16 protein-coding genes and 3 pseudogenes are annotated in these 24611 nt (G+C 51.2%); 13 read left to right on the top strand and 6 right to left on the bottom strand.

Features of this window, described 5'->3' with window-relative positions; genetic code table 11:
• Positions 1-5: 5 nt before the first annotated feature.
• From QMK58_RS10840 to QMK58_RS10830, 3 genes are read right to left on the bottom strand one after another with little or no spacing between them, the layout of a single operon-like run.
• Positions 6-2132: a TolC family protein gene (locus tag QMK58_RS10840; RefSeq protein WP_320396276.1), complete on the bottom strand. Its 2127-nt coding sequence runs from the start codon at positions 2130-2132 to the stop codon at positions 6-8.
• A gap of 1 nt (position 2133) precedes the next feature.
• The gene (locus QMK58_RS10835) at positions 2134-3462 is read right to left on the bottom strand and encodes a glycosyltransferase family 2 protein (RefSeq protein ID WP_053161258.1); all 1329 of its coding nucleotides are present in this window, start codon (positions 3460-3462) and stop codon (positions 2134-2136) included.
• 7 nt (positions 3463-3469) lie between these two features.
• Entirely contained in the window at positions 3470-4864 is a 1395-nt protein-coding gene (locus tag QMK58_RS10830) for a diguanylate cyclase (protein WP_053161376.1), read from the bottom strand.
• A 375-nt stretch (positions 4865-5239) separates the two neighbouring features.
• Between QMK58_RS10830 and QMK58_RS10825 the strand changes: the two genes are divergently transcribed.
• The 8 genes and pseudogenes from QMK58_RS10825 (at position 5240) to QMK58_RS10790 (ending at position 16160) form a co-directional block, all read left to right on the top strand.
• On the top strand, positions 5240-6568 hold the full coding sequence (locus QMK58_RS10825; protein ID WP_320396525.1) for a GGDEF domain-containing protein: 1329 nt from the start codon (positions 5240-5242) through the stop codon (positions 6566-6568).
• A gap of 421 nt (positions 6569-6989) precedes the next feature.
• Entirely contained in the window at positions 6990-7946 is a 957-nt protein-coding gene (locus QMK58_RS10820) for a site-specific integrase (RefSeq protein ID WP_320396275.1), read from the top strand.
• A gap of 85 nt (positions 7947-8031) precedes the next feature.
• Positions 8032-8279, top strand: a pseudogene (locus QMK58_RS10815) (integrase); the annotation flags it as partial.
• 300 nt (positions 8280-8579) lie between these two features.
• Positions 8580-10964: an autotransporter domain-containing protein gene (locus QMK58_RS10810; protein ID WP_320396274.1), complete on the top strand. Its 2385-nt coding sequence runs from the start codon at positions 8580-8582 to the stop codon at positions 10962-10964.
• Between the two features lie 68 nt (positions 10965-11032).
• Positions 11033-11836 (top strand): alpha/beta hydrolase, encoded by an 804-nt coding sequence (locus tag QMK58_RS10805; RefSeq protein ID WP_320396273.1) that lies wholly within the window; start codon positions 11033-11035, stop codon positions 11834-11836.
• A gap of 296 nt (positions 11837-12132) precedes the next feature.
• Positions 12133-13428: pseudogene (locus tag QMK58_RS10800) on the top strand (tyrosine-type recombinase/integrase).
• A 556-nt stretch (positions 13429-13984) separates the two neighbouring features.
• Positions 13985-14419 (top strand): hypothetical protein, encoded by a 435-nt coding sequence (locus tag QMK58_RS10795; RefSeq protein WP_320396272.1) that lies wholly within the window; start codon positions 13985-13987, stop codon positions 14417-14419.
• A 385-nt stretch (positions 14420-14804) separates the two neighbouring features.
• On the top strand, positions 14805-16160 hold the full coding sequence (locus tag QMK58_RS10790; protein WP_320396271.1) for a terminase gpP N-terminus-related DNA-binding protein: 1356 nt from the start codon (positions 14805-14807) through the stop codon (positions 16158-16160).
• A gap of 821 nt (positions 16161-16981) precedes the next feature.
• Here the strand turns inward: QMK58_RS10790 and QMK58_RS10785 are convergent.
• Positions 16982-17338, bottom strand: coding sequence for a hypothetical protein (locus tag QMK58_RS10785; protein WP_320396270.1), 357 nt, complete (start codon positions 17336-17338; stop codon positions 16982-16984).
• Between the two features lie 34 nt (positions 17339-17372).
• A complete protein-coding gene (locus tag QMK58_RS10780) occupies positions 17373-17729 on the bottom strand; it encodes a hypothetical protein (protein ID WP_320396269.1) in 357 nt (118 codons plus the stop codon).
• Positions 17730-17923: 194 nt separating this feature from the next.
• Here QMK58_RS10780 and QMK58_RS10775 point away from each other — a divergent pair, with 194 nt between their 5' ends.
• Entirely contained in the window at positions 17924-18154 is a 231-nt protein-coding gene (locus tag QMK58_RS10775) for a helix-turn-helix transcriptional regulator (protein ID WP_320396268.1), read from the top strand.
• A gap of 440 nt (positions 18155-18594) precedes the next feature.
• Positions 18595-19308 carry a recombinase family protein gene (locus QMK58_RS10770; RefSeq protein ID WP_320396267.1) on the top strand — a complete coding sequence of 238 codons (714 nt, stop codon included), beginning with the start codon at positions 18595-18597 and terminating at the stop codon, positions 19306-19308.
• Positions 19309-19714: 406 nt separating this feature from the next.
• On the opposite strand, the gene QMK58_RS10765 is transcribed toward QMK58_RS10770, so the two are convergent.
• The gene (locus tag QMK58_RS10765; RefSeq protein ID WP_320396266.1) at positions 19715-20584 is read right to left on the bottom strand and encodes an HNH endonuclease signature motif containing protein; all 870 of its coding nucleotides are present in this window, start codon (positions 20582-20584) and stop codon (positions 19715-19717) included.
• A gap of 399 nt (positions 20585-20983) precedes the next feature.
• Between QMK58_RS10765 and QMK58_RS10760 the strand changes: the two are divergent.
• The 3 genes and pseudogenes from QMK58_RS10760 (at position 20984) to QMK58_RS10750 (ending at position 24468) form a co-directional block, all read left to right on the top strand.
• Positions 20984-21252, top strand: a pseudogene (locus QMK58_RS10760) (hypothetical protein).
• 140 nt (positions 21253-21392) lie between these two features.
• On the top strand, positions 21393-21491 hold the full coding sequence (locus QMK58_RS10755; RefSeq protein WP_320396265.1) for a helix-turn-helix domain-containing protein: 99 nt from the start codon (positions 21393-21395) through the stop codon (positions 21489-21491).
• 787 nt (positions 21492-22278) lie between these two features.
• Positions 22279-24468: a hypothetical protein gene (locus tag QMK58_RS10750; protein ID WP_320396264.1), complete on the top strand. Its 2190-nt coding sequence runs from the start codon at positions 22279-22281 to the stop codon at positions 24466-24468.
• Positions 24469-24611 lie beyond the last annotated feature (143 nt).

Below are 24611 nucleotides of genomic sequence, written 5' to 3'. Positions count from 1 at the left end.
GCCTCTCACCGTTTGGGGAAATCGCGCCAGGCTTGCCAATCGATACCGGCAATACCCTGAGGCTGTAGCTGCTTACGCCACACAGCTACCTGGCGTTGCAATTGTTCAGCAGAGGCGTCGGCCCAGCTTTCAGTGGATGGCAACTGCGGTTCGGTGCTCTGAGCCAGGCGAAATTGCAGGTCTGGCCAACGTTGCGCTATCTCCCCTGCCAGTTGCGCACTGCGTTGGGGGTTATGGGTGTAAATCATCAGGCTGACCTGACGTACCCCGATTGCCGGCAGCGCACACGGCACACAGGGGTGCCCGGCCTGAGCCGCAACGAACCAGCGATGGTGGCTCGATATTTCCACTGGCCAACGGCTTGCCACTGATGCCGCTCGTAACGTGTCGAGCCAGTCTTTCAGGCGTTGATCGGGGACCGGCATGCCGAGCTGTTCGACTTCGAGATCCAGATGAAGGCTTGCAAACGAAAGTCCATTGAACTTTTCCAATAAATCCGTCAGTTGCTTGCGATGCTGCGGTTCAATCCAAGTTGGGTCGCCGAGTAGCAGACTCACTTGCAGACCACTGCGTGCAGCCTCCTGGAGCAATTGCTCAAGCTGCTGGCGAGTGACCGACAAATTGCTAACCTGGAGGGCGTTGAGCCCGAGATAGATTTTTTGCATCCCGGCTTTGCGTAATGCTTGCAGTTCCGTCTGACGACGCATCGGGTCAAGTAACGCTTCGCTGTTCCAGACATAAGTGGCCTGGAGCCATTTTTTCGGCTCGACCGGAATTTGTTGACGCCGTACCGCGGAGGTTGAGGTAGCAGCCATCGCAGAGGGTTGCGGCTTGATCATCGGCGACCATTCCAAACGTTCGTCACCCAATAATGCTGCAAATTGTGGGCTGTCTTCGGTGAAGAGATTCAACTCAGCCTGACGCAACCAGGCTGCATGCCACGCCGCAATCAATTCGAATCCTGACTGAAAATAAACGCGCTCAGTGGTTAATAAGGCATTGAAATTTCCATTCGCGTCCAGCTTGCTTCGAGCCTTTTCCTCATTGAGGGCCAACGCGGCGGTATGCCATTGCTGACTGCGTTGCATGATCAACGCTTGAGCGTTGTTATGGGCTCGCAATGCCTTGCTCAGCTCCAGACCCAACGAACGTCGTTCGGCCTCAACACGGCTGGACGCCGCTTCATAGCGTGCGTCGGCGACTCGTTGGCGAGCCCGCGTGTTTCCGACCAAATCGAAAGGCGTCGATAAATTGAGGCTGGCCACCATACCGCTGCCCGCTTTATCCGAATCACTGCGATACTCCCGAGTGCTGGCCAGAGCAATATCGGAATCAATAGAGGAGTACCAGGAGTTGTCTCGCTCTTTGTCAGCCAGATCACGAAGGCTTTGCTTTTCCGTGACCCTTGGATGCTGATTCAACAGTGCCTGCCATTGAACCAATGGTTGTGGTTGTGGCGCGAGAGGCTCAGCGACTGCCTGGGCGGTTGCAGGTAAGCCGCTCATGCTGATGCTAGCTAAATCTTCGCGTACGTCGCCTTCGACCTTGGGCAGCGCCATGCATCGGGATGAAATCCCTTCCCACTCATCCAACTGCAAATGGCCTTCGGAGGTGCGTGACGCACCTTTTGCCATACGCAGACGAATTGCCTGACCAGCCTTCCTGGCCGCAAGAACGAACGCAGCACAAAAAGCTGATTCCTGTTGCACGCGCCACCAATCAGCGTAAGCACTACGCAATGCCAGACGCTGGCTAGCAATCTCCAAAGCATTCTGCGATTGCTGTCGTTGGCGTTCGTACTGATTGGTTTGCAGTAAGTCGAGCTGACGCTTAAGGCTGCCCAACAGAGGATGGCGTACACCGAGACTTAAATTTCTACCGTTATAATCATCGCGCACGTCTGAGGCGACCAACTCGTCATAATGCCCGACGCCAGCACCAGCGAACACTTGCCATCCGGCCCGGTCCTGGTGAAGTTTGGCTTCGGCGTCGAGGACTCGAAGATCAGCCTGGCCTGCACGAAACAGAGGATCTGATTGTTGCTGATCTATCAACTCTTGAAGAGTCAGCGGCTGGGCCAGCAACGAAAAAGATGACATCGATAAAGTTAGAGTCAGCAGTACCGATCGCATTTTAGAACCTTGTGGCTTTTTTCAATACCCACCATGGAGCCATGCTGCTTTCCTCATGGCCACGACGGAACACCTCATTGAGTATGGCAACCGCACTCCAGCAGCGCATGATCAACATGAACAGTGGATAAATCGGAACCAGCAACCCTAGTCGCAAGTCCTGTCGAGGTCGATCGGAAACAATAAATAGCAAGGCACCGAACAATATTGCGGTGATCAACAAATACAGCAAATAAACCAGCGACGACAAGACCAATAGCGTCGAGCCAGGCAGAGTGAACAATGCTACTAAGGTGTAGCCAAGAATGATGAAAGGTAACACCAACTGAAAAAAGAAGGCACTGACGAGCATCATTAAAAAACTCCGCCAACCTAATAGAGCTGGATTAATACTGTGGCTGTGCTTGCGTACGTACAGAAAAAAAAGGTCACCATCCCAACGAAGTCTTTGCATTAGAAACTGCTTGAGCGTCGTTGGAGCATCGGTATGGCCGACGGCTTCTGGTTCAAATGGGATTCTTAAATTATGACGCCCAAAATAACTTTTGATACGCAGTGTTATATCGAGGTCTTCCGCTGTGTGAGTATCCCAGCCACCAATCTGTATAAGAAAACTGCGACGAAATGCGCCGAAGGCACCCGAGATATTATTGACCAGATTCCACTCGGCCAGACCGATTTTCGACATATGAATCGAGAGTAAGTACTCTAGAGCTTGCATCGCTGCGGTTAGGGAGCTCCAGGCATTACGGACTCGTAAGCTGCCAGCCACGGCTGGCACCGTTGGGTCTGCAAAATGCCGCACAATGGCACTGACCATGTTGTTGTCAAACGACGTGTCGCCATCAAGAGCCATCACAATCTCACCGCTGGCATGGGCCAGACCGGCATTCAATGAAGATACACGGCCACCACGTTGCCACTTGGCAATCGGACGAAGATGCCGCCGCGGATACAAATCAGGATCTACCCGAAAGCTCCGTACCGCATGCAACGTAGGCTGATTCAGAGTAGCGCCGTCCACCACCGGTATCATCTCAATGTGTCCGGGGTAGGTTTGTTCGCACAGGCTCAACAGCGTCTGCTGCACATCCATCCCTTCGCTGTAACAGGTGACGATGCAAGATACTTTCGGTTGATAAAGGCTGCGTTGGGGGCGGTAGGAGTGGCGTCGCACGAACCAACGCAACACGCCCAGCAACACTAGAGTATTGAACGGCAACTCAAGTAGCAGGAAATATGGAAAGAGCACAAAGAACAATTGACTCACACCACCTGGTCCCGCCAGTTGATTGAGTAATTCCTGCGCCTGATCAAAGAGTGGATTCATGGCAGCCTCAAGCCAGCTCGCTGGCCAGACGGGCCAACAACAATTCGCCGTCCTCCTGTTCAAGCAAATCTTGGGGTGCAGTGAAGCTGACAACACGAAGAAATATCTGACTGACCTCAGGTGCCGAGAATAACTCGGCGACTTTCGCCAGACGCTGTTTGACACTCAGCAGTCCTTCGGCCCCCGTGTGCGGGAGCATAAGCCAGAGGAACTCTTCCGAACTTCGAGAGCACCGATCGGTTTCCCTGACTGTTTTTTGTAAACGATCGACCAAACTGTCCACGAACGCATGCCCGCGGTGCTCGCCAAGGCGAAGCAGCGTATCGGCCAGGTTGACAAAGCGTAAACCAATCAGTGAAAACGCCGGCTGCTGATAGCGGCGTACGATTTGGATTTGCCAAGTGAGCAGGTCATAGAAATCCTTACCTCCCAATAAATTGAGTTGACCGAAGTGATTGACCGCGACCACCTCATTGTTAAAGCCTTGGCGGCAGCGTAAACGCCCTGCTTCAGACAAGCGGTAGTGCCTGATTTCGCGCACCCGAAGCTTGTCAGGTGCATGCGCCAAGCCACAATCCAGGCAACGCGCCTGGACATCGGCATCAACGAAAAATGCTTGGCACGACCGGCAGCGATAGTTCTCTAGTGGTCGGTCATAGTCGCTGCCAATATGTCGCAACCGGTTCAGACAGTTAGGACAAAGTAATGTCCCGTCTTTCAGAAAACTCTCTTGCGGACCGACATGACCACAGGTAAAGCAGTGCAGTGACGGCTGACGTGAAATGTCTAAGGCCTGGCATTCGGCGCACACATCAACATAGTTCAAACGACCCGAACCGCAGCCTGAACAGAGTCGGATGCGATCAACCAACACCCCTTCCTCCAACCAGTTTTGCTGGGCCATCAGTGTCAACCAAACGAACGTATTGGCCTTCTCATCCTCGGCCAAAATCTCCAGCAATGGGTAGCGATAATGCTGAGGCACCTCTGGATCGCGTAGTGCACACACTTCTGCGCTGGAGTGTAACCACAACCACGAAAGCACCCGACTTTCAAATCGATCAGATGCCCCCCCGCTATTAAAGAGTCTGAACCGTGCTCTCCACAATCTCCAGAGTGACGTTACTTCCTGGAGATCAGCAGGGGGAGCACCATCGCCCAGCGCTTCGCACCAGGCGTCCATATCACGGCAGCAGTAAATTAGACTGGACCGATAAGCAGTATCTACACGCAACTTACGAAGGAGTTGCCCAGCAGAGGCGCCGGGTATGTCAAGCAGCAACACATCAAACGCGGAAACGGCTAAAAGGCTGTCCAGATCAGCAAAGCGTTCCAGTTCTAAGGCGCCAAAACCCGAAGTGAAATTGCCAAGTACAGCAATGCGTGGAGTTGAAGTGGGCATGATTTGGTCCCTGGAGCATATAAATAGCTCACAGCCAGCAAAATCAAAAAACACTAGCATCCAGTTATAAGATCATCTAGGTCAATATGTGCGAGGTAAGATTAATTCATAACCATTTTTCAATTCCAGATGTGTATTTCCGAGCAGTGCCGACTGAAACTCGGCCCATTCATACTTTCATCCTTAGATAATTTTCACCAACATGACGCGGGTCATATGGTTATGATTTTTAAATGTTCTACTATGCGCGCCCGCCAGGCAGCGGAAGTTCAAGAAGACTGCCAATGACCTGTAGGAGTGACAATCATGAGGTGGGTAATTGAGTATGCGCGCGCCGTAAAGATTGGGAGCTGGATAATAGGGGCAGTCTTGATCGTGATTGCGGTAATCGGGGTGACCGACCGTTATCACCGCCAGCGCGCTCTGATGGTGGAGGGGCAACAAATATTGCTGATGCATCGGAGCGGTTGGCTCTATGCCACCTTAGTACGCCAGTTGACAATCCATAAACTGCGACATTCACTGCTTCTGGCAAACCCCCTACCGACCGGGTGTCTGCCAGACCAATACATTACCGAGCAACAGCGCGCCGCAGAGACCTTAACTGACGTTAGCGAAGAGCTGTCTCAATACACATTGCGAATACCCATACGTCAAGTGGCTGCGATGCCCAGCCCGCTAGCGCCAAAGATGCGTTTGACGAAGGGTGGCATTCAGATGACCAGTCGCCAGCTTCTGGGTTACAGCTGCAATGGGCCTTACGCAGTGATCCGGGAAACACAGACCCTGTTACAGCCGTTACCGCTACCGCCGCGGTCGGCCGTCGGACCGGCGCTTGTCGATACGCTTATCGTGCATGTCGCCGTGAGCCACGGCTTAGAGGCCCCCTTGTATGTCGATATTCACTTCACCGACGACAAGGTAGATCTGATGCCTGCCACAGCCGGCTACTGGCCCACCACACCGCTTACCAAGGAACAAGTCGAGGAGCGCTTTGTCCGGAACATAGTGGATCCTCAAAATGCTCTGCAATTGCATTTCTATAGTGAACTCCTGACATCGAATTTCATGCCGCTGTTCCTAAGCTGGAATGGTCTCGCTTTATTAATGCTGGCCGGCATGCTTGCCAGTGTTTTGCTGATCATTTGGCTGGCGGGGCAATTGATTGATGCCTACGGGGTACAGCATAGAGCCGCAACCCGCGACTTTCTTACCGGGTTGTACAACCGACGGGGTGCGATGGCGTTGGCGGAGGCGGAATTGGCCAGGGCCACGCGTACGCCCAGTTCGTTGTGTGTATTGATGCTGGATATTGATTACTTCAAACGGGTCAATGACACCTACGGCCATGACGGGGGAGATGAGGTGCTGAAGTTTTTTGCCCAACTACTTATCCTGACTGTACGCCAACATGACCTGGTCTCCCGACTCGGCGGGGAAGAGTACCTCATCCTACTGCCGGATACCGATCTGACCGGCGCACAATCGATGGCCGAGCGCTTGTTGCAGGTCTTGCACGACTCGACACTCGACTATGCCGGAACAACCATTGGCGTCACCTGTAGCATAGGTATCACAGCTTGGCGCGGGCCGGAAGACAACATTCAGGCCATGCTTATCCGTGGCGATCTTTTGCTTTACCAAGCTAAACAACAAGGCCGTGACCGCTATGTAAGTGATGAACACTTATCAACTATCAATTGAAGAGCACAGGCTTTGGAAAGAAAAAGACACGCACATTTTGTCTGATTTTGGCTGAGCCGAGTGCGAAAACCCGGAAATTTTCTAACCATCAAGTCATCTAGATCGTCCATCAAAACAGCCCACCCACCATTTCATGATTACCAACTCACCACTGACCTCAGCCTTAGCCTGCCGCTGGTTGGTTGGTTGGTTGGTTGGTTGGTCGTGGAGTAACGAATATCCAGAGTCTCAAAGACAACAAAAAAGGGCCCACCTTTCGGTGAGCCCTTCTAGACCGCCCAGCAGAGCGGATTTTGTTTGGTAGGCGCGATTGGACTCGAACCAACGACCCCCACCATGTCAAGGTCTGCCTGGAGCAAGCTCCAAGCCCTGCTGCTCTTGGATTTCACAGAACGCCCATTCACATCATGAGGCGTTAAAAATGGCTAATTTCCGATTACTCCCATCCGGCAACTGGAACGCTCAAGTACGGGCAAAAGGTAAATCTCCACAGTCGAAAACCTTCAGCACCAAGGCTGAAGCAGAGTCATGGGCGAAGCAGATCGAAGCCGTGACGATGGATCGCAAGCATCACACCATTTATACGTTGGGCATGACCTACTGCGAAACGATGCTCAAGGGAAAAAGCAGCTACGACCACGCACTGAAGATCGTGGAGCATCTGGGTAGGCACTTCACTCAGCCCATTCATGAAATCACGCCGCAGATGATCAATGACTTCAAGATCATGCGATTGAAGAAGGTCAAGCCATCCACATGCAGAACGCAACTCGCATTCATGTCCCGCTTCTACAGGTTCGCCAAACGCGGCCTACTGATCAACATTCACAATCCTGTCAGCGACATCGCACTCCCAAAGCCTGATCGCTCTTCCGATAAGGTTGTCCGTGCAAGCGAGCTTCAGCGATTACTAGCGAAACTGTCTCCCACCATGCAACTCATTGTCGAACTTGCCTACGAGACTGCCATGCGGCGATCCGAAATCCTGAAGCTGACGAAAGACTGCCTGCATCTTAAGGATCGCATTGCCGACGTGATCGACGGGAAGAACGGCACAAGGTCCGTCCCCCTCACCCACCGCGCAGTGGAAATACTTCAGCTCGCTCAACTCTGGGCCACTGTGGCAGGACACCCGTGCGGTCAAATATTCACGGTCACTCCACATGCCGTATCACAGGCTGTGCGATTGGCACGTGTGAAGGCGGGCTTAGACAGTAGCGTTCGATTGCACCAACTCAGGCACACCAGAATAACGAACGTCGCAAAGAAGGGATTCAACAACGCTCAGATCATGATCGTGTCAGGTCACCGGGACACTCGATCCGTGGCCCGCTACTCGCATCTCAATGTCAAAGATGTTTTGCACCTTATTGACTGACCCCATCAATCACGGTCCGCCAGCCAACGCACTTACGTCGGTCGGCGGCTTATAAGGTGCAAACTCTGAGCATCCACCGCCGTAGACATTCATCAGCCTAGGGCTATTGCAGCATGCTGAGCCTGCGCGGAGCACAGGAGCAGATCGCCTGTTCCCAGAACTGGAATCCGTTCTGGGGAAGCTGGGCCATGCACCGTCGAAGTGGTTCGGTCGCTACAAAACCAAACTGGGCATCACCGCCCCCGGAAGACGCTCGACAGTTTCCGCCACACGCTCATGAACGACCCGCGGGATGCCGAGGTGCAGGATTCGCTAATCAAACGAATCGCCGGGCAGGCGGCACCTGTTGGCTAGGTTGTCTTCGGTTTATGGCGTTCTCGGTGGATTCTGACTTGATTGAAAAAAAACAAGCGGGGCCGCAGCCTTCCGTGACTGAATGACACCGCGCATGCCGAGCAAAAGCCCTACAAACGCCGTCTTACAGCGCTGCGAAAGAATAATGGCAGTTTGACATCCATTGTAACTGCTCTGTACATTCCGCCCCCCGTTTGCGATGGCACTCGAGCCTTCCCTAAATGCTGGCAATCCGAGCGCCATCCATTGTTTACTGAGCCGTGACATTTAAGGATTGACATGTACCTCAAGCAGAGCCTCTTGGCGGTCGCCGTATCATTCGCCTATGCATCCGCCGCCCATGCCATCGATGGCAGCGTCATTTCCAACGCAGTTTTTGTTGAAGGTTTTACCAACAAAACCTCGGTAACCGGTAGCGGAGATGGCTCGGTAGGCCTGCATTTGCTTGATGTCGTTGTGGGCAATAGACAGCCCGATGATGGAGAGCTCTATAACGGGGATATCGTCAATAAGGCGCAGGTGACGGCCAGCGGCGCTGATTCAAATGCAATGACCATCGAGCAGACTCCCCGTCCAGTCTTCTACCAAGTCATGGCCGGCTCGTTCACCAACCAATCCATCATCCAGGCAGTCGGTGAAGGGTCCACAGGCCTTCATCTCTCGGGCGCTGTGCTTGGAGGTGTGCTTCAGAACGATGGACGGATTTCCGGTGGCGGCGTCGGCCTGGATCTAGACAGCACGCGCAATGCCGATGATGCCCCTTACAACTCCCTCTCGTCCTCAATCCAGAGTATCGATAACGCTGGCGTAATCGAGGGCATCAGTGCGGATGGCCTCTCGGGGCGCGGTATATTGGTGGACGGTGTCAACTTCACCAACCCGGAGAAAGGCATCACCAATACCGGCACCATTCGCGGAGGCGCAATTGGTATTGATCTTGATCAGTTCACGATGAACCCCAGCGACTACAACCTCCCACCGGTTGACAATAAACGCCTGCAGATCAATGCCGTCTCAGGCTTAATTCAAGGTGGCAGCTACGCCATCTACGGCGCCAATGGCCGGGCAGATTTGAACATCGGCGAAGCGGGCAGTAGCGACCTTTCGAGCATCGTGGGCAACATTAATGGCATCGACCGGATTCTGGTCAATGGCAACGGCCTGATTAACGCCAGCATGATCGAAGCGGACAAACTTCGAGTCGCCGAGAACGCCACGCTGACCTTGGCGGCGCCACACACCACCTTGGACGGCGACTTCAACCTTTTGTCAGGTGCCACCCTTGGCCTGCCATTGAGCGTCGAGACCAAACCAGACACGCCTGTGCTGACCGTTACCGGCACTGCAGACCTGGCAAGCGGGTCGACCGTGATTATCAACGCCAAGGGGACAGACTTTGCCCAAGGCGGCGCCCACTACAATCTAATCAGCGCTCAAACCCTGAACATTGCTCCAAACGTTGTGATCAAGAGCAGCTCGTCGCTGCTGACCGTCGACAGCTCGACCCTCGCTGACGGCAAGCTGAACCTCAAAGTCACCAGCGTTGGCAGCGAAGAAACCGGCACCGTGATCGAGAACGGCGGCGGTGATGCGACCGTCCAAGGTGCGGCTCAGTCCTTCATGTCGGTTGCCGAACTGCTAGGCAACAGCAACCCGAACGACCCGGTCCTCAAAGCCCTGATTGCTGCTGGCTCTGATGCTGAAGCAATTGCCAAGGTGGCCAAGCAATTGAGTCCTGAAGTGAACGGCGGCGCGGCATCTGCTGCCAACTCGAGCATTACCTTGGTTAACAATGCGATAAGCAGCCGCTCCAGCAACCTGCGCGCAGGCCAGTCTTCGGGCGACATGCTGTCGGGCACTGGCGCGTGGTTCCAGATCCTGTCCAACCATGCCAACCAGGATGTTCGTTCGGGCGTTGACGGTTACGATGCCAACTCCCGTGGTTTCGCCATAGGCGCTGACCACAAGCTGAACGACAATACTGTTTTAGGCGTGGCTTACAGCTACGTGAAAACCAATGTTGACTCCGACAACGGCAACAAGACCGACGTCGAAAACAATGCCCTGACCGCCTACGGCACATGGACCGAAGGCAACTATTTCATCGACGGTGGCCTGTCGTACGGCATAGGCAAGAACGACTCGAAACGCTACATTTCCGGCACCACGGCCAAGGGTAACTACGACAGCGACATGATCGGCCTGAACGTCATCACTGGCTACGGCTTCCATTTTGAAGACAACCTTTTGGTTGAGCCGCGTGTGACGGCACGCTACACCAATCTGTCTATCGACGGTTTCTCTGAACACGGTTCTTCCGCAGCCCTGAAAACCGGCGACCAGCGCTTGGAAGTAGGTGAAGTCGGTGCCGGTTTGCGTGTCGCAAGCTCTTTCGACTTAGGCAAAGGCACCCTGGAGCCCGAGTTCAAGCTGATGACTTACCACGACCTGATCGCCGACAAGTCCAGCACGACTTCGGCGTTCACCCTGGGTGGCACGTCGTTTGTGGCAACGGGCGTGACCCCGACGCGCAACAGCTACGAAGCGGGCATTGGCGCCGACTACAAGCTGGGCGCCGTGACCATCGGCGGCAGCTACGAGCGCCTGATGAAGACCGGCTTCGATGCTGATGCCTTCACAGCAAAAGTGCGCTACGACTTCTGATCCGGGAAGCCAGCTGACCGATCAGCCCGCCTTTTGGCGGGCTGATTCATTTCCAGGGGATCTCACCGATGCTAAAGAGCCTTATAAATTGTGCTGCAATGATGCTGGCGCTTGCAGGCTGCTCAAGTCCGCAGGTGAAACTCAACGAATGGGCTCGGACGAATGGATCGATGACGGAGGTGATCAAGTCCGTTCACTTCCCAATCCAGACACTGACACCTGCCCACTTCAAACCCGGCAATCGGCTGACTTTTTACATTGAAGGCGATGGCCATGCATGGGCAACAAGCTCGCAGCCAAGCCTAGACCCTTCTCCGCATGCCTTCAATGTCGCCGCATTGGCTACGCGAAACCACCCGGGCATTTACATAGCAAGGCCCTGCCAGTTTGTCATGAGCCAAGCCTGTACGCCGTCGGTGTGGAGCAACGCCCGATTTAGCTCAAACGTTATCGAGTCCATCAGCGAGGTCATCGACGTAGTCAAGGGCAGATATGGTGCGTCTTCCATAGAACTCATCGGATACTCGGGGGGAGCGACGGTGGCACTACTGCTCGCCGAGCAACGCAATGACGTCAGCCAGTTACAGACTATTGCAGGCAATCTGGACCCCGCCGAGTGGGTGAAGCGCCATGGCTTGTCGCCGCTGACTGGCTCTCTCGAACCATCGCGCGATGCTGCACACGTCAGGAACATTGCACAGAGGCATTTTATCGGCAGCGATGATCGCATTATTGATCCGGAGCTGACTCTTGATCATTTGAAGGACAAAGCGTTTCGCTGTATGCAGCTGGTGGCCTTACCCGGCGATCATGTCACTGTCTTGGAGGCGTTCGATTCGCGGCTTCTGGAAAAGCCAATTGTTTGCGACTGAGCGGCTGGCGTGGCATGGGGCATGAAGAACGGCCTGGGATTTTCAGACCCAGGAAATGGAGGCGGCCCCACCAGCCACACCCCGGCACACAATGTTCCCGCTGTGGCTGCTGCCTTCCGGCTCTGACCAGGTGGCATGCCAGCATGCTCGCTGATCGTTGCAAGCCATGTATTACGGGGCTTCCAGCCTGATGAACAGATTCTTCATTGTTTAAAAACATGTTGCACAACGCGTAGGAAAATCTGAGGTGTAACCAGCATTGGTCCACTTTGCTGTTCCACTTTGGTGTTCCACTCATGAGTTATATCGTCCGCCGCCAATCGGTCTACTACCTGAACCTTCGACTGCCCAAGCACCTGTTTCCGAATCGTCACACCCTGCGTATGTGCCTTAACCTGCGAGAGCGTCAGGCTGCATTATTCCTCGCCAGCTCATTGGCTCAGCAAGTGCTCAACTACCTCCATTAGAACCCTCTGGCAGACCCCCAGACGCTGCGTCGGCTGTGTTCGGAGTGGCGAGACTCTGCCCCCTCACCAACGGTCCAACCTGCTGTACGGAAGTCACCAACCAATGCAGTGATGCGGAACAGTGACGACCCTACGCTCACCACCCTTTCCAAGCTCTATATAGAAGAAGGAAAACGTGGTGGCACATGGCGCGAGGTCAGCACGCACGAAGTCGAACGCTCATTGCGAGATTTGTTCGAGCTTATGGGTGACATGCCGATTGAAGCATTCGACGTCCAGCAAGCCCGACTGTTGAAAGATCGTCTGGGTCGCTGTCCGCAGTACTTTGGCCTACGCCCCGAGTATGTGGGCAAGACCCTGAGGCAGGTGATTGAGTCTGGCGCCACTTACAAAACCATCACCGCCGTTACCGTAAACAACCGTCTACGCAAACTGTCGGCGTTCATGAACTGGTGCAAGTCCAACGGGTACATCGGGGACAATCCTTTGGTGGGCATGAAGGTGATGACTGGATCGGCCAAGGAGGCACGATTGTCCTTTGATCGACACGATCTGACCACCCTACTGGATCTGACTGCACTAAATGCAGAAGCCCAAAAGCATCCATGGCGTTACTGGTTGCCGCTCCTTGGGCGAGCCACCGGGGCACGACTGGAAGAACTCTGCCAACTGCGTGTGGAGGACTTCATCGAACAACAGGGCATCCAGTGCATCCGCATCGATGACAGCCGCGAAGGCCAGAACCTGAAGAACTCCAGCAGTCGACGCATTCTCCCCTTGCACCCGGCCCTGATCGACTTGGGGCTATTGCAGCATGCTGAGCCTGCGCGGAGCACAGGAGCAGATCGCCTGTTCCCAGAACTGGAATCCGTTCTGGGGAAGCTGGGCCATGCACCGTCGAAATGGTTTGGTCGGTATAAGACCAAGCAAGGCATCACCGACCCGAGAAAGACGTTCCACAGCTTCCGTCACACGCTCATCGACGACTTGCGGGATGCCGGGGTGCCGGACTCGTTGATCAAGCGGATTGCCGGACACGAAGACAGTGCGGTCACGTTTAGCATTTATGGCAGCCGTAGCCCACTGAAGGCGATGGCGGAAGCCATGTCGCAGATCAAGTTGTAAGTCTGTCTGCCCCACAACCGAAAGGTGGGTTGGTTTCAGTATTGAAACCGGTTAAGACGCGCCCCCCCCCAGACTTGAGGGCATCATTTGGACGCTATGCCACAAAAAGTAACTGAAAAATTCGAACACTAACTAAACCAGCACCAATTGAAAACTTGATCATCAACTAAACCAGTACCACTGGAAAAGTCGAGCACTAATTAAACCAGCACTACCGGAAAAGTCGAACACTAATTAAATCAGCACTACCAGAAAAATAGAACACTAACTAAACTAGCGCGAAAAAACTCGAAAATTTGCTGTTGACAGATGAATAATTCGCAGGCTGAATACTCCCATAAATCGTCTAGCACGGCAAAATCAAAGATTGAGAAAAGCATAATTTCCAATAACAAAAACCCAGATCAACAACCACGGAGCAACTTCAAGCCCAAGAAAACCCAATTACGCACATACCAATAAAAGTACCTTAGACAACCGTTTTCAAAAAATCACGCCCCCTCTCAAATCATGCAAACCCATGATGTCTTTGCGAGGATATGACAGGTATCGCCTTATGAAAAATAAAACTCCATTCCCCCCAGCAAACCACAAAGACCACTTTACCTATGACAACCTACCATTCATTAATCCTGAGCATGGAGAGCTCTATCCAGTTCAGTGGGCCACGGTAATTGATACCAGCTTGATTGAACCCAACGATTTTGATCCCGATGACTATTATACTCGTCCTTCTTATTATCTGCAGATCACACCCAGCGGGGAGGTAAGGGGTGTAACACATGATTACGATGAACATGAAGAATATTTTTCGGTAGCAGCAAATGACTCTGACGTCGTATTTCTAAAACTATTTTTGGATCAACACCCTCACCTTACGCCTACGTTAACGTCCCTACTTTACTATCGGAAAGACCGGACATCCAAATTGATGGAGCAGGTAAAAAAGAAAAAGAAAAAGAAAAAGAAAAAGAAAAAGAAAACATCTTAAATAATGATTAATATCATCCTACACCAACAATCTAACCATCGATAACCGCCTGCCCTAGCACCAAAAAAAGCTCGCTGATCTGGGAAAACATTGTCAACGATTATTCCCCAGCGACAAGTTTCATCAAAGCTGTCAGAGCGTTGAGACCTCAACCACTTTAAACAAGAGACTCATAGCTCTGGCAGTGTATCGTTACGCCCTCAATTCAGTTAATCACTTTAATGCCGAACCCTTTATGAAAATTCTACACGCATTAATCGCACCGCCAGGAGCAGGAAAAACATCTTGGCTAATTAACCGACTCGCCAAGCTAGACGATCAATGCTCTGTAATTGTATTTCCTACCAAGATTCTTTCAGCGGAAGTGCAAAACCGAATGCGAGACATGAAGATGGATTTCAACGCTATCGATAGCAGTACCGTTGAAGGTTCTGTCGTGCAGTGTTTAGAGGAAAGCCTGATCAACCGCACCCACAGGATTCTCATCTGTACCCACGAGTCACTGAGGCTGATCAACCCTGAGGCCTTGCATGGATGGAGACTGTACGTAGATGAAGTCCCGACAACCTGGGATTGTTCGACACACAACTTTAGCGATCTATCCTACCGTAAAGCGTTTGGCGGCATCACCGATGTGATCAAAGTAGGCGATAAGAATAGAGTAACTGCGAAGGACGATTGCCGTACGCTAATTGAAGGACTGGCCAACGGAGGCGATTCAACTCTTACCTCTGATGCACGCAGCATTCTCAAGGCATTACTGGATTGCAGGTATGTTGTTGAAGTTGGAGAGCTCGACACCAAGCTGAAGCGAACCGTCAGAATCATTGGTATTAAACACTACATCCCTGCATTCGATGCAGCAGAGGAAGCGGTGATCATGGGGGCGGAAGTAGAAAAAACGCTTCTTGGGGTTACTCTGAAAGGAGCAGGATGGTGCATTCGCCCCATCGAGGCAAACATAGATTTTCCTGGGTATGGAAACAAGGTAGAGATACACCCTTTCTTCAGGAACAGGTCTTACTCTAAAAGCGCAGCACTTATGAAGGCAGGCAAGTTTTTTCCAGACTATCAAGAAGATTGTCTACTAGATGCATGGCTGAAAGTCGATGTGTTTAGAATTATCGGAAACAGGAAATCAATTCTAGTGGCACATCAGTGGTGCAAACCTGAACTTCCAATTCCACAAGGCCATGACGATAGCAATATAAAATTCATCCCCATCGACAACAGGGGCATCAACGAGTATTCCGAATATAACATTGCCATTTGCCTACAGCACGGCAACATAACCCCAATCGAAATCAGGAGTTTGAATACACTTGCAGAACTACTCTCTGTCGAGAGCACAGTAACCCCCAATGAAATCAAGGAAGCAGTTAAGTATGAACGACTCTACGAGTCCACCCTTCAATCTGTTTGCAGAACTGCCCTGAGGTCAAGAACAAGCCTATCCAATATCTTGTTATTTGTGCAAGACCTAGCTATCGCAAACTTCCTCGCAGAAAAGATAGGCAATTGCGAGATCAACGAAGCTTTATCTGAGGATTACATAGCGCCAGAGTCTGCCTCAAGAATTAAGAGAGAAAGTCTAAAACAGAAGGCCATCTGCCTTTGGGAGCAGAAGTACGACATCGATGACATCGCCAAAGAGGTCGGGAAGACCCCGAGAACGGTAAGTAGCTGGCTCAGCTCGCACCGACAGTTGCAGCAAGCAGACCAGTTGGAAATTTCTTCTTAGTTGGAAATTTCTTCTTAAAGATTCTTTAAGAGATTTTTTCCACAATTAGAGGCTAGCACCCCCATGCAGATAACTTTAAAAATGGATCCCTTGTGACGTTACCGTCACTGACAATAGCCTGTGCCACCAAGCACGGATGACAACTCTATAGGATTAAGGGGGAGATGGGGCGGACAGCCCTCCCCGCTTTGCTTTTGCTCTCAACCTTGCTTAATAACTTGTGGCGTGAGCCACGATCGAGCAACCCAAGAGGAATAATAAATCCGTGCCTGTGGGCACCAGTACTTCCCGCACAATTCAGAGCAAGAGCAAGAGCAAGAGCAAGAGCGGGAGGGGGTCAACCCCCTTTCCTCCCTGGGAACTTAAACAGTTGTTAATCGTGCCCTGAGGCACAGGTAGGAATAATGGAGGCTACAGACTTGGAAGTCAGTTATCCGTGACTGTCAGTCACCACTTACCTACAGGGTTCAGATCAAAAGCGTGTGGGGTATGTCTGCCCCTACCCCACCGATTACACGCTTACGCCGCGAGGCAAGAGAACAACTCTATTCAGCAGGGTGGATAGGGGGCTCAGCCACCACCCTGCTCTTGATCTTGATGTTAACCATGCCGAGCGGCATAAGGGACCCGAACGAACTGATCACTAACGTGCAGGGTTACCTATGAGTAAGGCGTCAGCAAAGGCAGAACGGATTCGTTAAATTAGCCCATCTAGGTGGGCTAGGGATGGCCCATCCCACGCAAGTTAACGTCCAGATGTGATCGTTAGCATGCAGAGATGGGCTTGGGACAACTCGGTGCCAATCCCTGACTCAGACAACCTACAAAATGCGCGAGCTTACCACCCTCATCAGCGTATCGAAGTCTGCGTGAATGAATGCTGGGTGTACAACGCAATCGAGGACGCGGGATCGCATCGCACGATCATCAACTGACTCTACCCAGCCATTCTTGATGAGGCTTGAGATCACATACTCCACCCGCTCAATATTGAGCGTAAGAAAATCAGACAGCAGAGACGTGCCTACCCGCACTGCACGGTTACCGTCCATTCGCATAAGCAAAAGTAGCATCACCGCCACTTTGTCCTCGTCCACCGCTGTACGAGCAGCCATGACTTCAAACGCATACCGTGGAACATGTACAGCTTGATCTTTGGGTGATTTTTGATCAGTCATCAGTCAGTTCTCTACCATGGAGCCGTGAGTTGGTTTACATCTGCTCGTCAGGCTTTTCCGCTTTGGCCAGGTCAGGGTTTACAAAGCACACCAGAGGACCTCCAGGTTCGGTGCTCGCATCTACCGAGATAATCCAACCGGCATCCGCAAGGTCGGCGATGGCCTTCTCGACCTGTTGCAATGTGGAGTTGCAGTGTTTGGCCACTTTCGCCTGAGTAGTCTGTACAACTCCGTTGCCACCCATGATCGACATCAGCGTAAGCATGACTGACACAGCGTGTGGATTCGTTCGATTCAACCGACTCAGCTCCATAAAGGCTGATGGGTTGGCGTATAAGGCTTCACCTTCGCAATCAGCGACATATGGGGATGTACCTTTCTGTTCGTTCATCTCGCAGCTCCCTGGGTGTATGTAGTCAATTTAACTAGCTCACACGATGGCTCTAGTCTGGCCCTCAGGCAGACCGCAAATGCCAATAGCGATAGAGAGAATGGTGCCATGTAGAACAGAATATTCACAGTATATTGTGAAGACGTAGTAAGCCCTGGGAACGACAGTTCACCCCTCACTCAGGGGGTTACGGCTTGGACGCAGGGTTGGCATTCGGTAGGGTTCTTCGCGAGCGACGGAAGCTTGCAGGGCTGACACAAGAGCAACTGGCACTGGAGGCCGATGTTCAGCGGAATTACGTAAGTCTCATCGAACGAGGCGTCAATCAACCGACCATCAACATCATCTTCAAGCTTGCCGCTGCCTTGAAATGCCAGCCATCTGCACTCATCGCCGATGTGGAGACCCTTGTTCTCAGCAAGTGAAGCACCTCGACCTCCCTTCAGTCACCTTGCAGTTAGCTGATTAAAAACTAACCAATATCTATTCACTCGCAGGCGTCGCTCACACCCCCAACACCACCCTATACCCGCCAAAGCCGCTGTTTCTGGGGTTTACGCTACAGCCAGGTCAAGCAAAGCCCCCTCGACACGTGGTTTTCTCGCCGTAGCGGCAGATTTCCGCACACCCGCTCCATCACAGCACTACGAATTGCCAGACCTCCACTACAGCGGGGGCGGCGTTGCTGGATCGGCTAGAACGCGGCCTAGGTCAGGCTACCCACAACGGCCTGTACACATCCTTACCAATGCCCCTGCATCGAGCTGGAGCAGGCCAGCAACCCCAAACAACACGCTGTAACACTTCGCTGTCGAACATCAACAATATGTTAAGATTTGCGAACACCTGATAACGAGACGAGAACATGAAGCAGGTAGTGGCTTACGCAAGGATGAGTACAGACGATCAGTGCCTGTCGGTAGCTGGTCAGTTCGCTGCTATCCAAATCGCCGCTGAGACGCACGGCTGGCAGATCGTCGCCCAATTCACTGATGAAGGCGTGTCAGGTTCCATCGACCCGCAGGAGCGACCGCAATGCCGCTTAGCTCTGGCGATGGCGAAAAGGCTGGATTGCCCGGTAGTCGTACACCGTATTGACCGACTTACCCGCGACCACGCCCACTTCGTCACTCTGCAAAAGAAATACAGCATTGTTGAGGCGGAAGACGTTCACGGCAGTGGTCTTGTCCGCAACATCAAATCCCTGTTGGCTGAGGAAGAGCTAATTAAAATTCGCAAGCGGACGAAGGATGGTCTGGCCGAGTTGAAAGCCCTCGCCGCCAACGGTGACAACGTGGCACAAGGGAAGATCGCTCGCCGTGACGCTGGCCGAGCGAAGGCTTGGGCAGTAGGTAACAGCGCCGCACTGGAGGCGAAGAAACAGAACGCTGACAGTCGGGCTGATGCAATCGCTCATCACATCAAGGCGTGCTTGTACGATGGTTGTATCTCCTTTGCCCGCATCGCACAGTGTCTTAACGCGAAGGGCGTGACTACGGCCAAAGGGAAGGCATTCCTGCCAATGACGGTATCCCGCCTTATGACTCGCCTTGAATTGTCCCTCAGCGCTAAGACGTAAGGCAACAGGTGCCCCGGAGTAAGCATTCCAGCAGCTTCGGAAAGCCGTCCAAACGATGTTCCTCGGGTGGCCTGTGAAACTCCTCGATATTTTAGAAAGAGGCTGTTAGGCCCGTATAGACGAGCGTATACGCGCTTGATACCGACCCACACTCGCAAAGTTTTCCCCGTTTCTTCAGATCTACCCTGTGATATTCGCCAGCCAAATGGCAGGCGATATTCGACCCAGGGCAAATGTCGACTTGAAATTTTGGGGTATCGATGGGTCTGGGTGGCTACGACCGACACTGAACGGCCAACAGCAGTCATTAGAAATAAAATAGTAGAGTTTTGCCCAGGTTGAAAAAATCTGCAGAAACACTAGCGTTATTTCAGAAGCCGCTGATGGGCGAAGCAGATCATCGTATTTAAGGTCGTAACGACTTACGTTCAAACTCTATATTATGAAGCTTCATAAAGTCTGAAGCCTCTCTGTAATTAGATGGGCTGATCATTCCGAGATGGAGTGAATTATGAGTGATTTTGAAATTCATCGAGATTAATGTTTTAATCTTTGGAGATGCATCAAGTATAAACTGTCCAGAGCGTTCCCTGAAAGTAATTAAATGACTGTCGAAAAGTTTGTCAATGTGACTGGCAAGGATTATTCCGTTGCATCCATTTAAATGCTCGCCGTCCGTGCACTTAGCCCAGGGTTTGATATGCGATGCTATCAGCATCTCCGGCAAGTCTATTCCAGTAAGAGCGCAGCTTTTATACCCCCAGACTCGCATGACATTTTTCTTGAACTGCCCTTGTCCGAGACGGCATAGCATTTCCCGAACAATACTCGTCTTGGAGTGGAAGTCTGCTGAGTTCGCAATTTTTTCGACATCACACTCTAATTCTTCTTTATACTGACCACTTGCATCTATCAGATGCAGATATAGTTCGCTGTAAGCATGCGGAACATTGCCTAGCGACGTAGTTCGGCTGCCAATAAATGTGTTGAAAGTATCACCTGCGGGAAGAATTTCTCGAGTTATTTCAATGGGCGGGATCAAGGGCTGAATAGGGGTAACAGTATACTTTCTTCGCCCAGCCTTATCGCTCTCAATCTCTTGAACATATTTGTAAGATCCATGATAGAAATATCGCTTTGGCTTAGTGGCCGAGCCAGAAACAACCTGGATTCTATCTCCAGGTATGAGTATTGTTTGTCGAGCTGAATAAATTGCGGAGCCATTAAATGGGCCAAACTCAAAAAGTTCGTCTTTATTGTACAAGTGTCGATCCATGATGATCCGCCTTATGTTGTTCGAAAAATGCGGGTTCTGAATGTTTCTGGCTTTGCTGGAATACGCCATGATATTCCTGTGTACCCACGATTCTACTGATCTTAATCCAGGCAAGTACAGCTTCGCTACTTAATAATGCTAAATTGCCATCATTGACGCCCAGCTTTTTTAACTCAGCCCTTTATGAGATGGTTTAGGTCGATTTTACAACGTCGCGAGTCACCACCATTGGCAGATAGTTGGCCCCCTACGAAGGTCAGCGTTGGGTCGTCTTCTGCCGGTCATTACCAGCAAGCGTGCAGGCAATCCGGTCCAAAGGACTGGTCATGTCGAACACAACAATTGGGCTGGTCTGAGCAATTACGCACCGAGCCTCACCCAGCGGCGAGATGAAATAGGATTCCCGCACCATCATTCAAGGACGATAGCCATGTAGACCATTTAGATTCAAAAATCGCCACTGCTGACGTGCTGACCTTGCTACTTCACAATCAGCACGCCTTAGCCGCAGCAATTGAAGAAATGGCCTTATGGCTAAATTCAGCGGCTCAAGCGAAGCACATAACAACGCCATCGCGGTACTGAATACGCTCGACGTGAGTTCATTCGCCATCACCGCTGGAATTATGAAGCTGAGGCAAGAGGCGCTATCAAAGACCCAGACTTGAGGGTGACCATGACACGCCTCGATCAAGAGAAGCGAGTGCAGCGGACTCGGGAAGGTCTGGAGAACAAGCGGGCTGCGGAACCTGAGTGGAAGCCAGCGGGCAAGGTGCGTAATTAAGCGAAGTGGGACAAAGTAGCGGGCTTGCTCAAGCGGAATGGAAACCCTGTGGAAGAAGTCGCCAAGATCGCGGACGTCGGGATTGCAACCGTGTACCGGGTCAAGAGGGAGCTGACTCTGTAAGCTTAACCAGCGTGACATCCGCCCACGGGGGGGCACGGTACCCGCGATATTTTGAGCCGATTACAGCGAGGAGGCACGGGAATGGCTCTTGATCTCGACCCAGCCCATGTCGATTTTCAGCCGATTTCTTTAGATCCCCTCTGATTGTCCTTCTGCAGATCGAGGGTAATTCCACGACGGGTAGGAGCAAAACTGAAAAAATTTAAGTATGGCTCGATAGCAGTCCGGATCACCCGCAAGTTTAGTCATCATGATCGCGCCCTCCATTTGATGAATCGGAGAGCGCAGAGCAGGCCTTTTGACGGGGCCGTCAAGCAGAGGTGTCGTGGGTAAAAGCAAGCCTACTAGGGGATCAGCGTCTTCAGACGCTTGATGGCACTACACGACCTAATGTCTACCTTGAAGCTCAAAAATGCAGGCTATTCTACCCCAATAGGTAAGGGTGATTGGGTTCATCTCAACAGGGGGGGCGGGTTTGCTGTCTCTATTTTCGACTTAGCTACCTGGCATCGTGTGAAAGTATTTTACAGTCTTTTGTGAGCAGGGCGAACCAACTGATAGACAGTGGCTCTAGGTTAGGAGAGATTTAGCCGGAGCTAGCATTGGCGAAAACTGGAATTTTTGTGGTGGCCTCTGGCTATCTAAATTAGCATGGTGGAGCAATGAAATGTCTCGGATGTGCCACGCTTTCAAGACAAAGCAGTTGTCTTAGTATTTTCATTGCCAACGGTGAGCCTGCGCTATGAGCACTGGTAAACGTAAAATCTACAATCAAAAGGATTGGTTGATGAACCGGCAGTTGTTCGAGTTAGCCCTGAATAATACTAAAGCTTCTGATTGGGAGTACTTTGAGAATCTTTGCTCAGGGTTTCTCGCTTCTGAATTCTCCTCGCTGAGGACGATGGCATCGCCAAGTGGTGATGGAGGGCGTGATTCAGAGCTCTTTTCTAACGATGGAAACACCTATGTCGCCACCCAGTATTCGGTCTCAAAGGATTGGGACGCAAAGGTTATGCGTACTATTAAGAGGCTAGAGGAAGGCTTTGATAGCATCAGAGTTTTGATATATCTAACAAACCAGTTGATAGGGGCTAATGGTGACGCTCTTAAACAAAAATGTTTGCAAAAAGGCATCTCCCTAGATATCAGAGACAAAAATTGGTTTCTGGAAAGGTTCGAGTCAGACGATGCTAGGTATGCATCTGCACAAGTATTAGTTAATATAATCGCGCTTCCGATATTGGAAGGTGAGAAGATTATAGAGAAAAGCCGTCCTGCATTAACCTCGCTGGAATCCAAAGCTGCATTAACCTATTTGAGTATGCAGTGGGAGGATGAGGCTACGGACAAGGGTTTAACCAAGATTGTATTTGAGTCGTTGGTTAGGGCGGCATTAAGAAATAGCAATGATAAAGCTCGACTGACTCGGGATGAGATCTATCAAAAAGTATTTCAGTACATGCCTTCCACCGCAGAGGCTGAAGTTCGGCGAAATATAGATGCTGCCTTGTTGAAGCTTAGCAAGAAAATTATAAGTTACTGGCCCAAGGAAGATAGATTCTGTTTAAAGCATGAGGAAGTCTTAAGGTTGGCCACGAGATTGGCGGAGGTTGAGTCAGAGGAGCGCGAGTTTTACGATCAGATCGAAAGTTTAGTTAATAACGAGCGTGAAGAATCCGACAAGATTGCAGATGGCAACGTCTCTGATGTAACACTTCGGATATGCAGAATTATAGATGCCTATCTCATTAAGTCTGGTGAGGCTTTCGCGATGTCAGTGGTCAACGATCAGATAAGTGTTGCCGATCCTAACTTGCTGAGAAATATTATTTTTCAAGATATAAATGATTTCCCCTCTATAGATGCTAGCATCATACATTTGCCAGACATTGCACTTAACGTCGTCGCCAGAGTAATGTCCTCTGAAAAGGTGTCTGTGAGGCGTCATCTGAAAAAGATTTCAGATACATATACGCTTTACTCTTTTCTGAAAGAAACGCCTGATGTGCAGAAAGCTACAAAGAAGATTTTTGGTTACGGAAAGATCTGGCTAGACACTACCATCGTCCTCCCGCTTTTAGCGGAAGCTTTTAAAAAGGACGATGACGGAAAAAAATTCTCGAAGACTGTGTCTGCTTTAAATGAGTCTGGTATAGAGTTACGTGTGACTGAGGGGGTAGTGCGCGAGCTGCTTCAACACATTCATATATCAATGACTTGTTCAAATCGAGCGCCTAATCTGTGGGAAGGCCGTATTCCATATTTATATTATCACTATATAGAACAAGGGTATGATCCAAGAAAATTTGGTTCGATGGTTGAAATATTTCATGGGAAAAACAGGCCGGAGGATGACATTGAGGAATACCTGAAGCGATTATTCAATGTTGAGGTGGAATCCTTGGCTGAGGCGGTAGCGTATGTTGAGCCAGAAACAAGGGCAAGTGTAGAAAGGCTGTGGCAAGAAGCCCATGAGTATCGTAGACGCGACTCAGCAAATAGTGACAACGTTGTAACTGAAGCATTGGTCAGGCATGACGTTGAAAGTTACTTAGGGGTTCTCGGCCTCCGAAAAAATGAAGAAGCATCTGAACTCGGATACAAGCACTGGTGGCTTACAATTGATAGCGTTGCATGGAAAATTAGAGCAAGTCTTAAAGCTGAGCTAGCTCGCCCTCCAAGCTCTCCACTAATGTCTCTAGATTTTTTGGCAAACGCTATAGCTTTTGGTCCATCCAGAAACAAAATAGATAGAAATCAGGAGCAGTTGTTGCCGTTGTTTTTGGAGGCTGATGCAGCGGAGTATATGCCGAAAGAATTGATACAAGTTGCAAATAAAGCCCGAGAAGCCAATCAGAATCTGCCGGAGCACATTGTGAGGCGTAAGGTACGAGATGCATGCGATAGCATGAAAAGAAGATACGGAAGACTCACTAAAACTGCGGTGGAAAATCCCAGCGACGTAGTAGTAAGGTAAGCTAAATTGTTCCTTCTCGGGGAGCGGAAAAACCTCCATCGCTGGAGCAACTAAAGCTTGACTGGAACGCCATCTGCCCCACCGGATGGCTACCTTATACACGTATTAACGCTGCTGTCATTTTCGCCCAAACCACCTCTTCT

Source organism: Pseudomonas sp. P8_241, assembly GCF_034008315.1.
In the GTDB taxonomy this organism is placed as follows: Bacteria; Pseudomonadota; Gammaproteobacteria; order Pseudomonadales; family Pseudomonadaceae; genus Aquipseudomonas.
Note: the sequence above shows the minus strand (reverse complement) of the source record. Positions and strands in the feature narration are given on the sequence as shown.